General features: G+C 73.2%; 19 protein-coding genes and 1 pseudogene. 10 read left to right on the top strand and 10 right to left on the bottom strand.

Annotation, left to right across the window (positions count from 1 at the left end; translation table 11 throughout):
* Nucleotides 1-79 precede the first annotated feature (79 nt).
* The 5 genes from AC1C2W_RS10295 to AC1C2W_RS10275 form a co-directional block, all read right to left on the bottom strand.
* Nucleotides 80-832, bottom strand: a complete 753-nt coding sequence (locus tag AC1C2W_RS10295; protein ID WP_495413035.1) for a succinate dehydrogenase/fumarate reductase iron-sulfur subunit — start codon at nt 830-832, stop codon at nt 80-82.
* Nucleotides 829-2,874 (bottom strand): fumarate reductase/succinate dehydrogenase flavoprotein subunit, encoded by a 2,046-nt coding sequence (locus AC1C2W_RS10290; protein WP_495413034.1) that lies wholly within the window; start codon nt 2,872-2,874, stop codon nt 829-831. The genes AC1C2W_RS10295 and AC1C2W_RS10290 overlap by 4 nt, the downstream gene beginning before the upstream one ends.
* A 100-nt stretch (nt 2,875-2,974) precedes the next feature.
* Complete coding sequence (gene sdhC / locus AC1C2W_RS10285; protein ID WP_495413033.1) at nt 2,975-3,796, bottom strand: succinate dehydrogenase subunit SdhC; 822 nt, start codon at nt 3,794-3,796, stop codon at nt 2,975-2,977.
* Nucleotides 3,793-4,080, bottom strand: a complete 288-nt coding sequence (locus AC1C2W_RS10280; RefSeq protein WP_495413032.1) for an Rv0250c family protein — start codon at nt 4,078-4,080, stop codon at nt 3,793-3,795. Before AC1C2W_RS10280 ends, sdhC begins: the two co-directional genes overlap by 4 nt.
* Nucleotides 4,081-4,175: 95 nt before the next feature.
* Nucleotides 4,176-4,697: a tRNA (cytidine(34)-2'-O)-methyltransferase gene (locus tag AC1C2W_RS10275; protein WP_495413031.1), complete on the bottom strand. Its 522-nt coding sequence runs from the start codon at nt 4,695-4,697 to the stop codon at nt 4,176-4,178.
* 145 nt (nt 4,698-4,842) lie between these two features.
* Here AC1C2W_RS10275 and AC1C2W_RS10270 point away from each other — a divergent pair, with 145 nt between their 5' ends.
* The 4 genes and pseudogenes from AC1C2W_RS10270 to AC1C2W_RS10255 all read left to right on the top strand — a co-directional run bounded on the left by AC1C2W_RS10270 (nt 4,843) and on the right by AC1C2W_RS10255 (nt 8,348).
* Nucleotides 4,843-5,955, top strand: coding sequence for an alcohol dehydrogenase family protein (locus AC1C2W_RS10270; protein WP_495388764.1), 1,113 nt, complete (start codon nt 4,843-4,845; stop codon nt 5,953-5,955).
* Nucleotides 5,942-6,991 (top strand): proline racemase family protein, encoded by a 1,050-nt coding sequence (locus AC1C2W_RS10265; RefSeq protein WP_495388763.1) that lies wholly within the window; start codon nt 5,942-5,944, stop codon nt 6,989-6,991. The genes AC1C2W_RS10270 and AC1C2W_RS10265 overlap by 14 nt, the downstream gene beginning before the upstream one ends.
* A gap of 219 nt (nt 6,992-7,210) precedes the next feature.
* A pseudogene (locus tag AC1C2W_RS10260) lies at nt 7,211-7,609 on the top strand (tryptophan--tRNA ligase); the annotation flags it as partial.
* 106 nt (nt 7,610-7,715) lie between these two features.
* Nucleotides 7,716-8,348, top strand: coding sequence for a tryptophan--tRNA ligase (locus AC1C2W_RS10255; RefSeq protein ID WP_495413030.1), 633 nt, complete (start codon nt 7,716-7,718; stop codon nt 8,346-8,348).
* Between the two features lie 281 nt (nt 8,349-8,629).
* Here AC1C2W_RS10255 and AC1C2W_RS10250 read toward each other — a convergent pair whose 3' ends face one another.
* A complete protein-coding gene (locus AC1C2W_RS10250) occupies nt 8,630-9,082 on the bottom strand; it encodes a MarR family winged helix-turn-helix transcriptional regulator (protein WP_495413029.1) in 453 nt (150 codons plus the stop codon).
* Between the two features lie 74 nt (nt 9,083-9,156).
* Between AC1C2W_RS10250 and AC1C2W_RS10245 the strand changes: the two genes are divergently transcribed.
* Entirely contained in the window at nt 9,157-9,615 is a 459-nt protein-coding gene (locus tag AC1C2W_RS10245; protein WP_495413028.1) for an SgcJ/EcaC family oxidoreductase, read from the top strand.
* A 90-nt stretch (nt 9,616-9,705) separates the two neighbouring features.
* On the opposite strand, the gene AC1C2W_RS10240 is transcribed toward AC1C2W_RS10245, so the two are convergent.
* Nucleotides 9,706-11,649, bottom strand: coding sequence for a phosphoenolpyruvate carboxykinase (GTP) (locus AC1C2W_RS10240; RefSeq protein ID WP_495413027.1), 1,944 nt, complete (start codon nt 11,647-11,649; stop codon nt 9,706-9,708).
* Nucleotides 11,650-11,792: 143 nt separating this feature from the next.
* On the opposite strand from AC1C2W_RS10240, the gene AC1C2W_RS10235 reads away from it, so the two are divergent.
* Entirely contained in the window at nt 11,793-13,277 is a 1,485-nt protein-coding gene (locus AC1C2W_RS10235; protein WP_495413026.1) for a helix-turn-helix domain-containing protein, read from the top strand.
* 3 nt (nt 13,278-13,280) lie between these two features.
* Here AC1C2W_RS10235 and AC1C2W_RS10230 read toward each other — a convergent pair whose 3' ends face one another.
* Both AC1C2W_RS10230 and AC1C2W_RS10225 read right to left on the bottom strand, forming a co-directional pair.
* The gene (locus AC1C2W_RS10230; RefSeq protein ID WP_495389130.1) at nt 13,281-13,442 is read right to left on the bottom strand and encodes a transporter associated domain-containing protein; all 162 of its coding nucleotides are present in this window, start codon (nt 13,440-13,442) and stop codon (nt 13,281-13,283) included.
* A 420-nt stretch (nt 13,443-13,862) separates the two neighbouring features.
* Nucleotides 13,863-14,642, bottom strand: a complete 780-nt coding sequence (locus AC1C2W_RS10225; protein WP_495413025.1) for an ABC transporter ATP-binding protein — start codon at nt 14,640-14,642, stop codon at nt 13,863-13,865.
* 152 nt (nt 14,643-14,794) lie between these two features.
* Between AC1C2W_RS10225 and AC1C2W_RS10220 the strand changes: the two genes are divergently transcribed.
* Nucleotides 14,795-15,175 (top strand): YybH family protein, encoded by a 381-nt coding sequence (locus AC1C2W_RS10220; RefSeq protein ID WP_495413024.1) that lies wholly within the window; start codon nt 14,795-14,797, stop codon nt 15,173-15,175.
* A gap of 63 nt (nt 15,176-15,238) precedes the next feature.
* Here the strand turns inward: AC1C2W_RS10220 and AC1C2W_RS10215 are convergent, their stop codons facing one another.
* On the bottom strand, nt 15,239-16,588 hold the full coding sequence (locus AC1C2W_RS10215; protein ID WP_495413023.1) for an alpha/beta fold hydrolase: 1,350 nt from the start codon (nt 16,586-16,588) through the stop codon (nt 15,239-15,241).
* Between the two features lie 30 nt (nt 16,589-16,618).
* On the opposite strand from AC1C2W_RS10215, the gene AC1C2W_RS10210 reads away from it, so the two are divergent.
* From AC1C2W_RS10210 to AC1C2W_RS10200, 3 genes are all read left to right on the top strand, one after another.
* Complete coding sequence (locus AC1C2W_RS10210) at nt 16,619-17,362, top strand: YqeB family protein (protein ID WP_495413022.1); 744 nt, start codon at nt 16,619-16,621, stop codon at nt 17,360-17,362.
* Nucleotides 17,346-17,939: a TetR/AcrR family transcriptional regulator gene (locus AC1C2W_RS10205; RefSeq protein ID WP_495413021.1), complete on the top strand. Its 594-nt coding sequence runs from the start codon at nt 17,346-17,348 to the stop codon at nt 17,937-17,939. The genes AC1C2W_RS10210 and AC1C2W_RS10205 overlap by 17 nt, the downstream gene beginning before the upstream one ends.
* 73 nt (nt 17,940-18,012) lie before the next feature.
* On the top strand, nt 18,013-18,462 hold the full coding sequence (locus tag AC1C2W_RS10200) for an EamA family transporter (RefSeq protein WP_495413020.1): 450 nt from the start codon (nt 18,013-18,015) through the stop codon (nt 18,460-18,462).
* Nucleotides 18,463-18,532: the final 70 nt, after the last annotated feature.

Raw genomic sequence — 18,532 nt, 5'->3', positions numbered from 1 at the left:
ATCCTGCCGTCTGCGTGCAGCCCGCGGTATCCGCCGGAAGCATCTGACGTGTCGGCCGGAAGGACGACCTCGGCGACGATCAGTCGCGGCGGCGCGAGATGGTGCGGCCGAGCCAGACCAGTGGGTCGTAGCGCCGGTCGGCCACGCGCTCCTTCATGGGGATGAGCGCATTGTCGGTGATCTTGATGCCCTCCGGGCAGACGTCGGTGCAGCACTTGGTGATGTTGCACAGGCCGAGCCCGTGCTCGTCCTGGGCGGCGGGCACGCGGTCGGCGACGTCGAGCGGGTGCATCTCCAGCTCGGCGACGCGCATGAGGTAGCGCGGGCCGGCGAACGACTCCTTGTTCTCGTCGTGGTCGCGCACCACGTGGCACGTGTCTTGGCACAGGAAGCACTCGATGCACTTGCGGAACTCCTGGGACCGCTCGACGTCGACCTGTGCCATCCGGTACTCGCCGGGGACCAGGTGGGCCGGTGGCGTGAACGACGGGATCTCGCGCGCCTTCGCGTAGTTGAATGACACGTCCGTCACGAGGTCGCGGATCACCGGGAACGCCCGCAGGGGCGTGATGACGATCTCGTCGTAGTGCGTGAACACGGACGTCCGCGTCATGCACAGCAGGCGGGGCCGCCCGTTGATCTCCGCCGAGCACGACCCGCACTTGCCGGCCTTGCAGTTCCAGCGGATCGCGAGGTCGGGCGCCTGGGTGGCCTGGATCCGGTGGAGCACGTCGAGCACCACCTCGCCCTCGTTGACCTCCACCCGGAAGTCCACGAGCTGCCCGTCGTCGGCGTCGCCCCGCCAGACGCGGACGAGACGTGTGTCGCTCATGGGGTGCCCCTTCCCGGTGAGCCCTGCGGGTGGGCCGTCAGCTCTATCGGCGTGTAGTACTTCTCGAGCTCGGTGAGGTCGAACAGCGCGAGCAGGTCGTCGCGCATCGGGTCCCGCTCGGCCACGTCGACCTCGACGCGCGGCACCACGGGGTGTCGGTCCAGATCGGGGTCCCGGCCGTCGCCGTCGCGGCCGGCCGGGACGCAGCGGGTCACCAGCACCCGGTGGCGCCACTGCGGGTCGAGCGTCGGGTAGTCGTCCCGCGTGTGCCCGCCGCGGCTCTCGGTGCGGCGCAGCGCCGAGGACGCCACGGCCTCGCCGACCATGAGCATGTTCCGCAGGTCGAGGGCCAGGTGCCAGCCGGGGTTGTACTGCCGGTGCCCGGTGACGACGACGGCGCGCAGCCGTGTGCGCAGCTCGCCGAGCCGGTCCGTCGCGGCGGTCATCTCGGCCTCCGTCCGGATGATGCCGACGAGGTCGTTCATGGTTCGCTGCAGGTCGGCGTGCAGCGCGTACGGGTTCTCGCCGGCCCCGCCCGACCCGCCCGACCCGCCCCGGCCGTCCGCCTGCCGGGCGAACGGCGCCAGGGCCATCTCCGCGGCCGCGTCGACGTCCTCGTCGTGGACGGCGGGCCGGCCGCCTCCCCGCCCCGCGACGCCGTCGACGTGGTCGGCCGCGCCGATCCCCGCGCGGCGACCGAACACCAGCAGGTCGGACAGCGAGTTGCCGCCGAGCCGGTTCGAGCCGTGCATCCCGCCCGCGCACTCGCCGGCGGCGAACAGGCCCGGCACGCTCGTGGCTCCGGTCTCCGGGTCGACGTCGATCCCGCCCATGACGTAGTGGCAGGTGGGGCCGACCTCCATCGGCTCGGCCGTGATGTCGACGTCGGCCAGCTCCTTGAACTGGTGGTACATCGACGGCAGGCGCCGCTGGATCTCCTCGGCGGGCAGGCGGCTCGCGATGTCGAGGAGGACGCCGCCGTGCTCCGAGCCGCGACCCTCCTTCACCTCGGTGTTGATCGCGCGGGCCACCTCGTCGCGCGGCAGCAGGTCGGGGGTGCGGAGGTTGTTCTCCTGGTCGTCGTACCAGCGGTCCGCCTCGTCCTCGGTCTGCGCGTACTGGCCCTTGAACACGTCCGGGACGTACCCGAACATGAACCGGTCGCCGGCGGAGTTCTTGAGCACGCCGCCGTCGCCGCGCACCCCCTCGGTCACGAGGATGCCCCTGACGCTGGGCGGCCAGACCATGCCGGTCGGGTGGAACTGGACGAACTCCATGTCGACGAGGCTCGCGCCGGCCCGCAGCGCCAGCGCCTGGCCGTCGCCGGTGTACTCCCATGAGTTCGACGTCACCTGGAACGACTTCCCGATCCCGCCCGTGGCCAGCACCACGGCGGGTGCCGAGAACACCACGAACCGGCCCGACTCCCGCCAGTACCCGAACGCCCCGGCGATCTCGCTCGCCTGCCCTGAGCCTGCGGCGTGCCCCGAGCTTGTCGAAGGGTCGGTGAGCAGCTCGGTCACCGTGCACTCGGCGAACACCCGCAGCCGTGCCTCGTAGTCGCCGGTCTCGGCGTGGTCGGCCTGCTGCAGGGCCACGATGCGCTGCTGCAGCGTGCGGATGAGCTCCAGCCCCGTCCGGTCCCCGACGTGTGCCAGCCGCGGGTAGGTGTGCCCGCCGAAGTTGCGCTGATGGATCCGGCCGTCCGCCGTGCGGTCGAAGAGGGCGCCCCAGGTCTCCAGCTCCCAGACCCGGTCGGGCGCCTCCTGCGCGTGCAGCTCCGCCATCCGCCAGCTGTTGAGGAACTTGCCGCCGCGCATGGTGTCGCGGAAGTGCACCTGCCAGGAGTCCTTCTCGGCGACGTTGCCCATCGCCGCCGCGCACCCGCCCTCGGCCATCACGGTGTGCGCCTTGCCGAACAGCGACTTGCAGACGATCGCCACCCGCAGCCCCCGCTCGCGCGCCTCGATGGCGGCGCGCAGCCCGGCACCGCCCGCGCCGATGACGAGGACGTCGTAGTCGTGGCGTTCGGTCTCGGTCAAGGCGGGCTCCTAGTCCTTTGCCGTTCTTCGGTCGAGGCTGCGGTTCCACTGCGGGCGAGCGCCTCGTTCCTCCGCCCTCACCCTGCGTTGCACCTCCGCCTCACCCGAGGAGCCGCAGGTCGGTGATGGTTCCCGCCGCCACGAGGGCGACGTACAGGTCGGTGAGGACCAGGCTGGCGAGCGTGACCCACGCGAAGAGCATGTGTCGCGTGTTGAGCGCGGAGATCTTGGTCCACAGCCAGTACCGCACGGGGTGCTTCGAGAAGTGCGTGAGCCGCCCGCCCATCACGTGCCGGCACGAGTGGCACGACACGGTGTAGCACCACAGCAGCGCGACGTTCACCAGCAGCACGATGTTCCCGACGCCGACGACGAAGCCGTCGGTGGGATGCCGGAACGCGACGATCGCGTCGTAGGTGTTGATCAGCGACACGACCAGCGCGAAGTAGAAGAAGTACCGGTGGACGTTCTGCATGATCAGCGGGAACCGCGTCTCGCCCGAGTACGTCGCGTGCGGCTCCGGCACGGCGCACGCGGCGGGGGACAGCCAGATCGAGCGGTAGTACGCCTTGCGGTAGTAGTAGCAGGTCAGGCGGAAGCCGAGCAGGAACGGCAGGCTGAGCGCCGCGTACGGGATGAGGGGGTTGTCCGGGAGGAACATCCCGAAGTGCGCGGAGCCCGGCTCCGAGGCGCACCCGAGCGACACGCACGGGGAGTAGAACGGCGTCAGGTACCGCTCGTCCGCGAAGAAGTACTGCTGCTGGAACGCCCGCACCCCGCCGTACACGAGGAAGACCAGCAGGCCCGCGGTGGTCGCCGCCGGCGGTAGCCACCACCGGTCCGCCCGCAGCGTGGGCGCCCCGATGGCGGCACGCCCGGGGGTGGCGACCCCGCGCGTGCCGGCGTCACGCGCGGTCGTCACGTCCGGTCGCCGTGATAGCCGCCGACGCCCTCGTCGTCGGCGTCGGTCCACATGCTCTCGTCGAGTGGGGTGTCCGGGACGACCACGTGCTCCGGGACGCCCGGAGCGCCCTGCGGTGCGGGCGGGGACGAGGCGAGGGCACCGGCGTCGATCTCCAGCCGCTCGAGGTCGTTCGCGAGCCGGCGGACCGCCGGCGCGTCGCCGAAGGCCCGGTGCACCTCGGCGACGCTATGTCGCAGCTGCTCGATCGAGTGTTGGAGCGTCGAAATCTCAAGGCTCGTCACACGCCACCTCCTGGACGCCGCACCTCACATCGTTGTGAGGTGCGTCACCGACGACTCTGCCGTGAATGCCCCGGGACGGCAAGGGCTCGCGGGGCTCAGGCGCCGGGAAAGCCCGCCTGCCGCCAGGCCTCGTAGACGACGATCGACGCGGCGTTGGTGAGGTTGAGCGACCGGCGCCCGGGCAGCATGGGGATCTTCACGCGGTCGGTGACGCGGGGGTGCTCGAGCGCCTCGTCCGGCAGGCCGGTGGGCTCGGGGCCGAAGAGCAGCACGTCGCCGGGGCGGTAGGAGACGTCGGTGTACGTCGTCGTCGCGTGCGCGGTGAAGGCGAAGACGCGCGCGTCGGGCAGGGCGTCCAGAGCGGCGTCGAAGGTGGGGTGCACGTCCGTGACGGCGAGGTCGTGATAGTCCAGCCCGGCGCGCTTGAGCTTCGCCTCCGACAGGTCGAAGCCCAGCGGCTCCACCAGGTGCAGGCGCGCCCCCGTCACCGCGGCGAGCCGGATCGCCGAGCCCGTGTTCCCCGGGATACGCGGCTCGTAATAGACGACGTGGACGAACGGGGACGGCCCTTCGACAGGCTCAGGGGAGACCGGTGGCGCGGGCGGGAGCTGTGGCACGGCCTGATTCTCGCACTGCGGGCTCCTACGCCGTGGAGGAAGGATCGGTCGCTCCGTGGTGGAAAAACAGGAAAGTACAGTGCGGAAGAACTGCAACGTCCGCGCGGTGGTGCGCCGCCGGTCCGCACGCCCCTAGGCTCGCCAGATGGCGGAGATTCCCGAGGTGATGAAGGCGGTGCAGCTGGTCGGCCACGGCGGCCTCGACCAGCTGGTCTACCGCGACGACGTGCCCACTCCCGCGCCGGCGCCGGGCGAGGTCCTGATCGACGTGCACGCCTGCGGGATGAACAACACGGACGTGTGGGTACGCGAGGGTGCCTACGGCACCGAGACCGATCCGGGGTCGGTCTCGACCTGGCGTCGGGGCAGATCCACCCTGACGTTCCCGCGCATCCAGGGCGCCGACACGGTCGGGGTGATCGCCGACGTCGGCGAGGGCGTGCCGGCGTCACGGATCGGCGAGCGCGTGATGGTGGACTTCTCGATCTACCACCGGCCCGAGGGCGACGACAGCCTGGCGGACATCGACTACATCGGCCACGGCCGCGACGGGGGCTACGCCGAGTACGTCACGGTGCCCGCCGAGAACGCCTACGAGATCACGGCCGACATCGACGACGCCGAGCTCGCCACCTTCTGCTGCGCCTACCTGACCGCGGAGCAGATGCTCGACCGCGCCCGCCTCGCCCGCGGCGAGCGGGTGCTGGTGACCGGGGCGTCCGGAGGGGTCGGCTCCGCGATCGTCCAGCTGGCGAGGGTCCGCGGCGCCGTCCCGTACGCCGTCACGAGCGCGGGCAAGGAGGAGGCCCTGCGCGCGATCGGCGCGCAGGACGTCGTCCTGCGCGACGCCCCCGACCTCGTGGCCGAGGTGGAGCGGGTGGTCGACGGACCGGTCGACGTGGTCGCGGACCTGGTCGCGGGCCCGATGTTCAACGACCTGCTGCGGATCCTGCGGCCGGAGGGCCGCTACACCACCGCGGGCGCCATCGGCGGCCCGGTGGTGAACCTCGACCTGCGCACCCTGTACCTCAAGCAGCTCGAGCTGCACGGGTCGTCCCAGGGCACGCGGACGGCGTTCCGCCGCCTCGTACGCTACATCTCCGACGGCGACATCCGGCCGTTGCTCGACCGCACCTACCGGCTCTCCGACCTGCACGAGGCGCAGCGCGCCTTCATGTCCAAGACGTACGTCGGCAAGCTGGTCGTCGTCCCCGACCGGCACTGGGACGTCGTGGGGGCACCGCATGCGGCACCGTGAGCGCACCCTCGAGCTGATCGACACGCAGGCGGGCGGCGACGTCAGCCGGATCGTCATGTCCGGCGTCGAGCCGCTGCCGGGCGCGACCGTGCTGGAGAAGGCCCGCTACCTGGAACGCGCCGGAGACGGGCTGCGCCGGCTGCTGCTGTCGGAGCCGTACGGGGACCCCGCGATGTCGGTGGACCTGATCGTCGAGCCGAGCCACCCGGAGGCGCAGGCCGGCTACATCATCATGGAGGCGATGGGGTACCCGCTGTACTCGGGCTCCAACACGATCTGCACCGCCACCGCTCTCCTGCAGAGCGGGACCATCCCGCTACGCGAGGGCGACGGGCTGCAGGACATCGTGCTCGAGTCGCCCGCGGGCCTCGCCCGCGTCAGCGCACGGATCGTCGACGGCAGGGTCGTGTCGGTCACCACGGAGGGTGAGCCGGCGTACGTGGCCGACGAGGCGCTGAGCGTGGAGGTGCCCCAGCACGGCGACGTGCTGTTCGACCTCGTGTGGAGCGGCGCCTACTACGCCCTGATCGACGCGTCCCGGTACGGGTTCAGCCTCAGCGTGACGGAGCAGATCGCGCTGACCGCGTTCGGGGACGCATTCGTCCGTGCGGCCCGGCCGGGCCTGCGCCAGGAGCACCCCGACCTGGGCGACGTCGGGCCCCTGCCGTTCGCGCACTTCATGGGGCCGCTGCGCGAGATCGCCGACGGCCGGTGGGAGTCGCCGTCGGCCACGTACGTGCACCCCGGCGTGCTCTGCCGCAGCCCCACCGGCACCGGCACCTCCGCGCGCCTGGCGCTGATGGCCCGGCGCGGCGAGATCCGGGAGGGGCAGTCGCTGGAGACCATCTCGCCGCGCGGCAGCCGGTTCGTCGGCACCGTGCTGCAACAGGCCCAGGTGGGCGACTACCCCGCGCTGCGTTCCGCGATCACCGGGGCGGCCCGCACGATGGCGCGCTCCCAGGTGACGGTCGACCTGGACGACCCGCTGGTGGACGCCTCCGACCTGGAGCACGTGCTCTCGGTGCAATCGTCGTGAGCCGGCCCGTCGGCCGCGTGCCCGCCTGCCCCTCGGTCAGCTCGGCCTTGACCGCGGCGTAGGGTGGGCGGCATGTCGATGCGTGCGTCCTGGTGGTGGCTGCCCCCGCAGCCCTGACCTGACGCACCCACGCATCCCGTCCCGAGCTGCCCGTCGCAGCCGGGACGTTTTCGTGTCCGGACCGGGCCGACGGGCGGCGATCCCTGAAGGAGCCGCTCGATGTCTACTGCCACCGTGTCCATGCCCGCCCTGTCCACGCCCACCCTCGCGTCGTCTGCGACCGCGACGGCGAGCGCCGCCGTCGCGCAGGCCCGCTCCGCCGAGATCGAGGCCGAGTTCTCCCGCGACCCTGGCCGCTTCCGCGTCCTCACGGGCGACCGCCCCACGGGTGCGCTGCACCTCGGCCACCTGCTCGCCACGCTCGACAATCGGGTGCGTCTCCAGGACGCCGGCGTCGAGGTCGTCCTCGTCGTCGCCGACTACCAGGTCATCACCGATCGGGACGACGCCGGCGACCTGCCCGCCGTCGTGCGCGAGGTGGTGCTCGACTACCTGGCCGCCGGGATCGACCCGGAGCGCACCACGGTCTTCACGCACTCGGCCGTGCCCGCGCTGAACCAGCTGCTGCTGCCGTTCCTGTCCCTCGTGAGCGTGGCCGAGCTGGAGCGCAACCCCCACCGTCAAGGCCGAGGCGGCCGACGCCGAGCGCCGCCAGGGCCGCGGCATGTCGGGCCTGCTGTTCACCTACCCGGTGCATCAGGCCGCGGACATCCTGTTCTGCCACGGCAACCTCGTGCCGGGGGGTCTGGACCAGCTGCCGCACCTGGAGACCACCCGCACGGTCGCGCGCCGGTTCAACCAGCGCTACGCGCCCTCCCGCCCGTACTTCCCGGAGCCCGAGGCGCTGGTCACGCCGTCGCTCACCGTGCTCGGCGACGACGGGGCCAAGATGAGCAAGTCGCACGGTAACGCGCTCGAGCTGCGGGCGTCCGAGGACGAGACGGTGCGGTTCTTCCGCGGCGCCCGGACCGACTCCGAGCGGCGGATCACCTACGAGCCCGAGCGGCGCCCGGAGGTCGCGAACCTGCTGCGGATCGGCGCGCACTTCGCGGGGACGACGCCGGACACGCTGGCCGAGTCGGTCGGCGCGGCGGGGGCGGGGCGGCTGAAGGCGGTCGTCACAGAGGCCGTCGTGGAGGGGCTCCGGCCGCTGCGCGAGCGGCGACGGGCCCTGGCCGCCGACGCCCCCGCCGTCGTCCGCGACGTCCTCGCGCGGGGGAACGCGCGTGCGAACGCCGTGGCCGACCGCACCCTGGCCGACGTGCGCGAGCTCATGGGCACGGTGTACGACGCGTGAGGTGACCGCCGCGCCCTGGGTGCCGCCGGCCCCGTCGAGGGACACGCGGACCCCCGCGCCGCCGGTCGACTCCCGGACGCGGTGCTGCCATCCCTCGGCCGAGTAGTCGACCGCCAGGGTCGCGCCGAGCTCCCGCGCCTGCGCCAGCTTGCGCTCGCCTCCCGTGCCGTCCTGGGGTGTGGTCGAGACGCTAGGACCTCAAGATGACGTGAGGTCAAGGCCAGGGCTGAGGTCAAGGTCGATGTGCGAGCCCGCCGGCGCACCCGATCCGGGTGCGGTGGTCAGCGAGGCTTGTACAGGCGGGACGTGGCCACGCGGTAGCCGTCGGTCGCGCGCTCGAAGTACCGGCCGAGGGCCGCGCGCCCGGCGTCGTCGAGGTCGGCGAGGGCGGGCCCCACCAGCTGGCGGACGTCCGCCAGCTGCTCCTCGAGCCCGGGGGGCGCGGCGTCGGTCGCCGAGACGACGGTGCGGCGGCGGTCGTCGGGGTCGGCCCCGCGGGCAGCCAGGCCGAGGCCGACCAGGCGGTCGACGACGCGCGTCGTCGCGCTCGGCGAGAGCCCGAGATATCCCGCCAGCTCGCCGGTGCTGAGGTGGCCGTGCAGCCCGAGCAGGCTGTGCGCCTGGTAGTCGGTGGCGCCCAGGCCCAGCCGGTTGGCGGCGGCGAGGTGGTAGGTGACGACGGCGGCGAGGTATCGGCGGTACGTCGCCGAAGCGTCCGGTGGCTCAACAGGCACAGGGTTCCTCTCGACAAGTATGTGCATGCGTGCAACTATTGCAGCGTCGCAGTCAATTGTCGCAGGAGGAAGCCATGACCGGAATCACCGCCGTCACCGAGCCCCGGGCCGAGGTCGTCCGCGCCGAGGCGCTCGCCGTCGTCGACCGGCTGGTCGACGCGTGGGACCGCGGCGACGCGGCCGCCTACGCTGCCCAGTTCACGCCGGACGCGCCGTACGTGACCTTCATGGGTACGACGTACCGCGGCCCGGAGGGCATCGAGCGGTCGCACGCCGCACTGTTCCGCAGGTTCCTCAAGGGCACGCGCATGTTCGCCCGCGTCGTGTCCGTCTCGGTGCCGCACCCCGACGTGGCGGTGGTCCTCGCCGAGGGCGACGTGGCCACGAAGCCCCCGCGCAGGGCGTCGAAGGTGCAGACCTTCACCATCGTCCGCACGGGGGAGGGCTGGCGCGTCGCGGCCTTCCAGAACACGCAGCGCAAGCGGCTCTACGAGCGCATCGGCATCGCCTTCACGCCCGAGATGCGGCCCTGACGCGAATCGGGTCGGCAGTTCGTGATCGGGACGGCAGTTCGAACTGCCGACCCGATCACGAACTGCCGACCCGATCGAGGGTTGCGGCCCTCAGGCGGTCGTGCCGAGCCGCTCGCGCAGCAGGGCGAGCTGCGACCGGAGCTGCTGGGGCACGCGGTCGCCGAAGGAGTCGAAGAACTCGCCGGTCAGCGCCGCCTCCGCCAGCCACGGCTGGGCCGGGACGTCGAAGAGGGCGGCAAGGTCGGCGTCGGACAGGTCCAGGCCCTCGGTGCGCAGCGCGTCCGGGGCGGGCAGCAGGCCGACGGGGGAGTGCACGGCGCCGGCGTCGGTGCGCAGGCCCCGCGCCCGGTCGAGCTGGGTGACGATCCACTCGACCACGCGCGAGTTCTCGCCGAACCCGGGCCACAGGAAGCCGCCGTCGTCGCCCTTGCGGAACCAGTTCACCTGGAACACCTTGGGTCGCTTGTCGGCGTCGATCGCCTTGCCCACGCGCAGCCAGTGCGCCCAGTGGTCGGCCATGTTGTAGCCGCAGAACGGCATCATCGCGAACGGGTCGCGACGCAGCTCGCCGACAGTGCCCTCGGCTGCCGCCGTGCGCTCGGAGCTGATGGTGGCACCCATGAACACGCCGTGGTCCCAGCTGGTCGCCTGCGCCACGAGCGGCACGTTCGTCGCGCGCCGGCCGCCGAAGATCACCGCGTCGACGGGCACGCCCGCCGGGTCCTCCCACGAGTCCGCGATGGACGGGCACTGGGCGGCGGCCACCGTGAACCGCGAGTTGGGGTGCGCGGCCGGGGTGTCGGACTCCGGCGTCCAGTCGTCGCCCCGCCAGTCGACCAGGTGGGCGGGCGGCTCGGGGGTGAGCCCCTCCCACCACACGTCGCCGTCGTCGGTGAGCGCCACGTTGGTGAAGATGACGTCGTGGGAGAGCGTGTCGATCGCCGTCGGGTTGGTCTCGACGCTGGTGCCGGGCGCGACGCCGAAGAAGCCGGCCTCGGGGTTGATCGCGCGCAGGCGGCCATCGGTGCCGGGGCGCATCCAGACTATGTCGTCGCCGAGGGTCTCGACGGTCCAGCCCGGGATGGTCGGACGCAGCATCGCGAGGTTCGTCTTGCCGCAGGCGCTGGGGAAGGCGGCGGCCAGGTGGTACTGCCGCTTCTCGGGGGACGTCACCCGGATCAGCAGCATGTGCTCGGCCAGCCAGCCCTCGTCGCGGGCCATCGCCGAGGCGATGCGCAGCGCGAAGCACTTCTTGCCCAGCAGCGCGTTGCCGCCGTACCCGGAGCCGTACGACCAGATCTCGCGGGTCTCGGGGTAGTGGACGATGTACTTGGTGTCGTTGCAGGGCCACGGCACGTCCGCCTCGCCGTCCGCAAGCGGGGCGCCCACGGAGTGCACGGCCGGCACCCACTGCTGCCCGCCGTCGATGAGGTCCATGACGCGGGTCGACACGCGCGTCATGACGTGCATGGACGCGACGACGTACGGCGAGTCGGTGACTTCGATGCCCACCTGGGAGATGGGGCCGCCGACGGGGCCCATCGAGAACGGCACCACGTACATCGTGCGGCCGCGCATCGACCCGGCGAAGACGTCATCGAGCTCGGCGCGCATCTCGGCCGGGGCGCGCCAGTTGTTCGTGGGGCCCGCGTCCGCCTCGCGCTCGGCGCAGATGAAGGTGCGCGACTCGACGCGCGCCACGTCGGACGGGTCCGACCGGGCGAGGTAGGAGTTCGGGCGCTTGGCCTCGTCCAGCTTCGTCAGCGTGCCCGCCTCGACCATCCGGTCGAGCAGCCGCTGCTTCTCCGCGACCGAGCCGTCGCACCACACGATCTCGTCGGGCTGCGTCAGCTCCGCGATCCGGCGCACCCAGGCGTGCGCGTCCCGCGGCGCCGGTGCGGCCGACGTCGAGAACGCGGCCGAGGTCGCGCCTCGCGGCGACGCGGCGCCCGCCGGCTCGCCGAGAGCCAGAATGTCGGGCGCGAGCTCGGCGATCGCGAGTCGCGTGCGGCGCGGGTTCGCGGTGAAGGTCATCGGGTGCTCCGTCCGTCGGCGTGGCCCTGCATGGCCCTCCGTGTGCGATGCCGGGAGGGCTGCCACCAGCGTGCCCCGCCTCGGCGGCACCTTTCCAGTAACTCACCCGTGAAGATTCGCCGATCTTCACGTACCGTGAACTCATGCCCGACCGCGACCCGCGAGCCCCGTCCGTGAGCCCGGACCTCATCACGCTTGGTCGTCGGATCCGGCACGCGCGGACCTCGCGGGGCCTGACGCTGGAGGCGCTGGGGGAGCGGGTCGGCTCGGCGCCGAGCCTGCTGTCCCTGATCGAGAACGGGCGGCGCGAGCCGCGCCTCTCCGTGCTGCGCAGCATCGCCGACGCCCTCGGCGTCGCGGTGCCCGACCTGCTCGCCGACGAGCCGCCGTCCCACCGTGCCGAGCTGGAGATCGCCCTCGAGCGCGCGCAGCGCGGGCCGTTGTTCGGCGCCCTCGGGCTGCCGTCGGTCAAGCCGAGCCAGAAGCTTCCGGTGCCGGTGCTGGAGCAGCTCGTCGGCCTGCACGCCGAGCTCGCTCGGCGGGAGGAGGAGGCTATCGCCACCCCCGAGGAGGCTCGTCGCGCCAACACCGAGCTGCGGAACGAGCGGCAGGAGCGGGACAACTACTTCCCGCAGATCGAGGCCGTCGCGGAGGACCTGATCCGGCGGGCGGGGTACTCGGGCGCCGGCGCGCTGACGCACCGCACGGTGGCGCGCATGGCCGAGCAGCTGGGACTGACCATCCTGCACGTGGACGACCTGCCTCGGTCTGCGCGCTCCGTGATCGACCTGAGGAACGGCCGCATCTACCTGCCCCCGGCGTCGATCCCGGGCGGGCACGGGCTGCGCTCGCTGGCGCTGCAGGCCATCGCGCACCGCGTGCTGGGGCACGAGCGACCGCGCAGCTACGCCGACTTCCTGCGCCAGCGCGTCGAGATCACGTACTTCGCCGCGAGCTGCCTCATGCCGCAGTCCGTCGCCACGGAGTTCCTGCAGCAGCGCAAGCGCGAGAAGGACCTCGCCGTCGAGGACTTCCGCGACGCGTTCGGCGTCACGCACGAGGCCGCGGCGATGCGCCTGACCAACCTCGCCACCGTGCACCTCGGCATCCCGCTGCACTTCCTGCGCGTCGGGGACGACGGCGCCCTCTTCCGCGGCTACGCGAACGACGGCCTGCCCCTGCCGCAGGACGTCACGGGCGCGATCGAGGGCCAGCTCGTGTGCCGGTGGTGGGCCGGGCGGGAGGCGTTCACGCGTCGTGACCGGGCCACGGAGTCGTACCAGTACACCGATACCCCGGCGGGCACCTTCTGGGACTCCGTGCAGACGGGCTCCGGCGCCGACGGCCGGCAGTTCTCCATCACGGTGGGCGTGCCGTATGCGCACGCCAAGTGGTTCCGCGGCCGTGACACCCACGTGCGGCACAGCTCTACCTGCCCCGACCCCTCCTGCTGCCAGCGCCCGCCGGCCGACCTGGCCGAGCGCTGGCACGGCGTCGCCTGGCCCAGCGCGCGGATGCACCAGCAGGTGCTGGCGGCGCTGCCGCGCGGCGCGTTCCCCGGCGTCGACGACACGGACGTCTTCGCCTTCCTGCAGCGGCACGCGCCCCGCGACGACGCCGGCACGTGACGTTCAGGACGGGGGTTCCACCCGAACCGTGCGGATCCGACGGTCCTCGACGGACTCCACGGTGAGGGTCCGGCCGCCGACCGTGACCTGGTCGCCCGGCTCGGCCAGCCGCCCGAGCCGGGCGAGCACGTAGCCCGCGACGGTCTCGTACGGGCCGTCGGGCAGCTCGACGGAGGTCAGCCGGGCGAAGCCCTCGGGGGTGAGCCCGGCGTCGTAGGTGCCGAGCGGCGCGCGTGGCGGCCGCGGGGTCCACGTCCTCGCCCGTGACCGGGTAGCGCGAGTACGGCAGGCCGCGGGTGCGGGCGTCCGCCTCGGCCAGGGTGAGCGTCGCGTCGAGGAAGACGACGTCCCCGCGCGGGCGCATCACCTCGCCGAGGGTGCGGTCCGACGCGGCAAACACGTCGGTCAGGATGCGCCGCTCGTCCTCGTGCAGGCCGGGGTGCGCGGCCACCAGGTCGCGCAGCTCCTGCTCGCTGATCTCCTCGGAGCGCACGTCCGGGTCGCCGCCGAGCAGGCGCACGACGGTGTCGGTGGAGCGGGACAGGAGCCAGCCGCCGCTCCGGGTCGGGTTCCCTGGGCCGGCCGTCAGCGGAAGCGCTGGGCCGCCAGGGGCGCGTTCTCGGCCAGGTCCCGGACGGCGGGGTGGTCGGCGTCGGCGAGGACGTCGCGCAGCGCGCCGGACGCGACGAACGTCCCCTCCGCCATGACGTGGACGGTGGGGCAGAGCCGGTCGACCAGCTCGACGTCGTGCGAGACGAGCAGCACGGCGGTGCCCTGCTCGGCGGTGATCTCGGTGAGCCGGCGCACGACCTCGCCGCGCATCGTCGGGTCGACGGCCGTGAGCGGCTCGTCGAGCAGCAGGGCGTCCGGGCGGGTCGCGAGGGCGAGCGCCAGGGCAAGGCGCTGCTTCTCGCCGCCGGACAGCGAGTGCACCGTGCGCGACGTGAACTCCGCGCCGAGTGCGACGTCGTCGAGCAGGTCGGCGACCGTCTGCCCGCCGGTGCGCCCTGCCTTGCGCGCCTCCTTGAGCGCCTCGGTCAGCGCCTTCTCCGCTGTCCAGCGGGGATCGACGCCGAGCCCGTTCTGCGCCACGGACCGCACGCTCGCCCGGAACCGCTTCTTGTCGCGGCGGGACAGGCGCGAGACGGTGCGGCCCTCGTACGTCACGTGGCCCTCGCGGATGCGGATCTGCCCCAGCAGCGCCTGGACCAACGTCGACTTGCCGGCTCCCGACTCGCCCACCACGCCGACGGGCGTGGCGCCCGGCAGCAGCTCGAGGTCCACTCCCTGCAGGATCGCGGGGCCGCCGTAGCCGACCACGAGGTCGGCCGCGCGCAGGATCGGGGTGGGGGAGGTGGTGCTCATGCGGGTGTCACCTTCATGTGTGCGTGCGCCGGACGACGGGGCCGGCCGGTAGTCCGACGAACGACGGTACCGCGCAGTTCCCACGGTGCCCGCACCGGTACCCGCACCGGTCCCACGCTGCCGGGGGCGTGGCCCGTGGGCATACTGCGGAGATGGCTCTGGACCGGGAGGCCGTGCGGCGGTGGGTCGCCGGGTACGAGGACGCGTGGCGCGACGGGGACGCCGACGCCGTCGCGCGGCTCTTCACGCCGGACGCGCGGTACGCCCGCTCGCCGTACGACCCGCAGGAGCTGGTCGGTCACGACGCGATCCGTGGGTTCTGGCTCGTCGACGAGGGCGCCATCTTCACGATGACGGCCGAGCCGCTCGCCGTCGAGGGCGACCACGCCGTCGTCCGGCTCGAAGTGCATTACACGGAGCCGGACGAGCAGGAGTACCGCGACCTGTGGGTGCTGCGCTTCGCACCCGACGGGCGCGTGGCCGACTTCGAGGAGTGGGCGTACTGGCCGGGGAGGTCGTGGACGGCGTCGTGACGAGTCCATGCCGACGGGCCGAACTACCTCGCCGAGATTCGCACTACCTCGCGGGATTTCGCACTACCTCGCGGGGCGGGCGCCGCCGCGGGCGTCCAGACGGGCGAGGAGCTTGCCGAAGACGTCGCCGAGGCGCAGGCCGTCGTGCTCGAACTCGTTGGTCACCCAGGCGCGGGCGTTCCCGACGTGCGCGGCCGTAGCGAGCGAGAGCTGCGCGTCCACGAACATGTCGTCGTGGTAGACGGCGGCCTCGAGCGGCACGTCGTTGGCGGCGAGCGCGTCGAGGTCGTACAGGTCGTCCCAGTCGGTGCGGGCCGCGAGCGCCTCGGCGGCCGCGCGGAACGGGCGCAGCGCCGCGACCTGCTCGAACATCCAGGGGTAGATCATCTCGCCCGTGAACAGCAGCGGACGGGCGCCGGCGCCGAACGACGCGTCCTCGTCGCGCACCCGCTGGGCGGCCCACGCCGTCGGGCCGGTGCCGGCCTGGGCGTAGATCGACTCGTGCAGGACGGCGTACATCGGGTTGGTCGCGAAGCCGGTGGCGGCCTCGACCTCGGCGAGGAACGTGTCGGTGAGCTCGTCGGGCACCGCGTCGTCGAACGCCTCGTCCACGATCCAGTGCACGCGCTCGAACCCGGGGCCCATACCGAAGGCCGTGCCGAGGATCTGGAAGCGCTCGACGCTCAGCAGGTCGCCGCCGGGCAGGCGCACGTCGCCCGCGGCGATGCGGTCGGCGACGCGGGCGATGCGGGCCTCGTCGGCGGGGTAGCGCTCGCGGTAGAGGGCGTTCTTCGCGACGACGCGCGGCTGGGTGCGCTGGTACACGTCCTCGGCGCTCGCGGTGAGCCCCGCGAGGCCGCCGGTGACGTACGACGCCGCGACGCCCTCGGGGGCGCGCGACAGGTAGGTCAGCGTGAGGAAGCCGCCGTACGACTGCCCGAGCGTCGACCAGCGCCGCCCGCCGTACACGGCCTCGCGCACGTGCTCGGCGTCGGCCACGATCGAGTCGGCGCGGAAGTGGGTGAGGTACTCCGCCTGGGCCTCCGCGGACCCCAGCGCGGTGAGGGCGCCGGCGCGGACGGCCGTCGAGCGCCCGGTGCCGCGCTGGTCCAGCAGCACCACGCGGAACCGCTTCAGCGCCTCGCCCGCCCAGCCCTCCGGGCCGGTGGGCCGCGGCCCCTTGCCGCCGGGGCCGCCCTGGAGGAAGACGAGGAGCGGCAGGTCGTCGGCGCGCTTGGTGGGGTCCACGAGCTCGCGGACGAAGAGCGACAGCGTGCGGCTGTCGTCGGGGCGCGACCAGTCCAGCGGCACCGTGAGGGTGCGGTCGGTGACGTGGACGCCGGGGATCGTGTATTCGTGTGCTGCGATGGTGCCCGTGATGCTCACGGGCCCAGGGTAGGCCCCGGGTTGCATTATTGGAGTGCACGCTCCAAGAATTGCGGGGTGCAGACCACCGAGGTGCGCCAGCCCCGTGCCGTCCCCGTCCTCGTCCTCGTGGCGACCGTCGTCGCCGGCGTGGTGCTGGGCTTCGTGCTCCCGCCGCTCGCCCGCTGGCTCCAGGCTCTGCTCGAGCGCAGCCCGCTGCCGAGCCTCGGCGCGGTCGACCTGCTCGCGGGGCTGCCCCTCGCCTGGTCCGTGCCGATCCTCGGCGGACTCGGGCTGGTGGGCGGGGTGCTCCTGATGCTGACCACGATCGGGGAGGCGCTGCGGCTGACCGTCGCGGACGACCACCTGGAGCACCGCACGGACGACCGGGAAGGCTGGATCGAGCGCGCCGGGGTCGCCGACGTCTTCCGCGACGGCCGCTACCTGGTCCTCCTCGGCGGGGCCGGAGCCCCGCGGGCGCGGCTCGATGCCGACACGTTGCGCAAGTCCGAGGTGCGGGCCGCGTTCGAGGCGCACCACTGGCCGTGGCGCGACGCCGACCCCTACGAGGCCGACTACGCGCGGTGGATGGACGGCCGGCCCGGGTTCACGGCGACGGAGCACGCCCTGCTGCGGCGGCTCGAGGAGCACAAGGACCCCGCCGCCGTGGCGGAGCTGGACGCCGAGCTCGCCGGGATCGGCCTCGCCGCGCGCCGGCGCGACGACCGCCTGCAGGTGCGGAGGGTCGGCGGGGCAGCAGGCGGCGACGCCGGGACGGCGGCGCGGCGCGGTGCGGACGGTGCGCATGGCACGCACGGTTGACCCGGAGCGGCACGCCCACCGGCGCCTGCAGATCGTGGACGCCGGCCTGACGGTGCTGGCCGAGCGGGGCTACGAGGGCGCGACGACGGCCGCGATCTGCCGGCAGGCGGGCATCGGCTCCGGCACGTTCTTCCACTACTTCGCCACCAAGACGGAGCTCGTGCTCGCGATCCTCGAGCTGGGCACCGCCGACATCGTCGAGCGGGCGGCCGGGTACGCGGGGCGCAGCGACCCGCGCGGCGTGCTGCTCGACATCCTGGCCGGGTGGGCCGACGACGCCGCCGACCCCCGCATCCCTGGGTTCGTGCGCGCCGTCGCGGGCGTCATGCACCTGCCCGCGGTGGCCGACGCGCTCGCGGCCGACGACCGGGCCCAGCGCGACCTGCTGCTCCCGTGGATCGAGCGCGGGCAGGCGGCGGGTGAGGTGCGCGACGACGCCCCCGCCGCTCGCATCGCCTCCTGGCTCGCCCTGCTGTCGGGCGGCTTCCTCGAGCGCGTCGCGACGGACGACGCCTTCACGGTCGCGGGCGAGCGCGACCTCCTGCTGACCACCGCAGAGACCTTCCTGCGCGGCTGACGGCCCGGCTGCGGATGCGGGGTAGTTCGGTCTCCCGGGGACGCGGAAGCGCGCCGGGGGGGACCGCCGAGCCGTGCGCGACGGCCTCGCGTCGAGCGTCGGCATCGCGGTCCAGTACCTCGCCCTGGCACAGGCAGGGACGGGCTTGGGGATCTGGCCGGTGGCATCGGGGCGCGCGGCGGCGGTCGTCCTCGTCGGCGCGCTCATGATCCTGGTCCCGGTGGCGTCGGTGCCCGCCCCGGAGCGGGCCGTCCGGGAGGGGGACGCCCCGGTCACCGCCCGGCCGAGCCCGGGAGTGCGGCTCGCGGCGGCCCTCTCCGGCGTCCTCGCCGCAGCCGCCCTCATCTGCTACCTGCAGGCGACGCGGACCGAGCTCGTCACCGTCGCGGTGGCACTGTCCGCCCTCTATCCGGTGGTCCCGGTGCTGGTGGGCGTCCTCGTCCTGCGCGAGCGCCCGCGCGCGATCCAGGTGCTGGGCCTCGCCCTGACGGCGGTCGCCTCCGGCCTCCTCGTCGTGGCGTAGCCCGGACGCGGAGCCGAGGGGGCACCGCGTTCTCACCACCCGGCAGCCAGCCGAACGCAAAGGCTGAAGG

The sequence above is a fragment of the Isoptericola sp. Y581 genome (assembly GCF_059445475.1).
The sequence above is the reverse complement of the archived record's forward strand: the minus strand, read 5'-3'. Positions and strand labels throughout refer to the sequence as shown.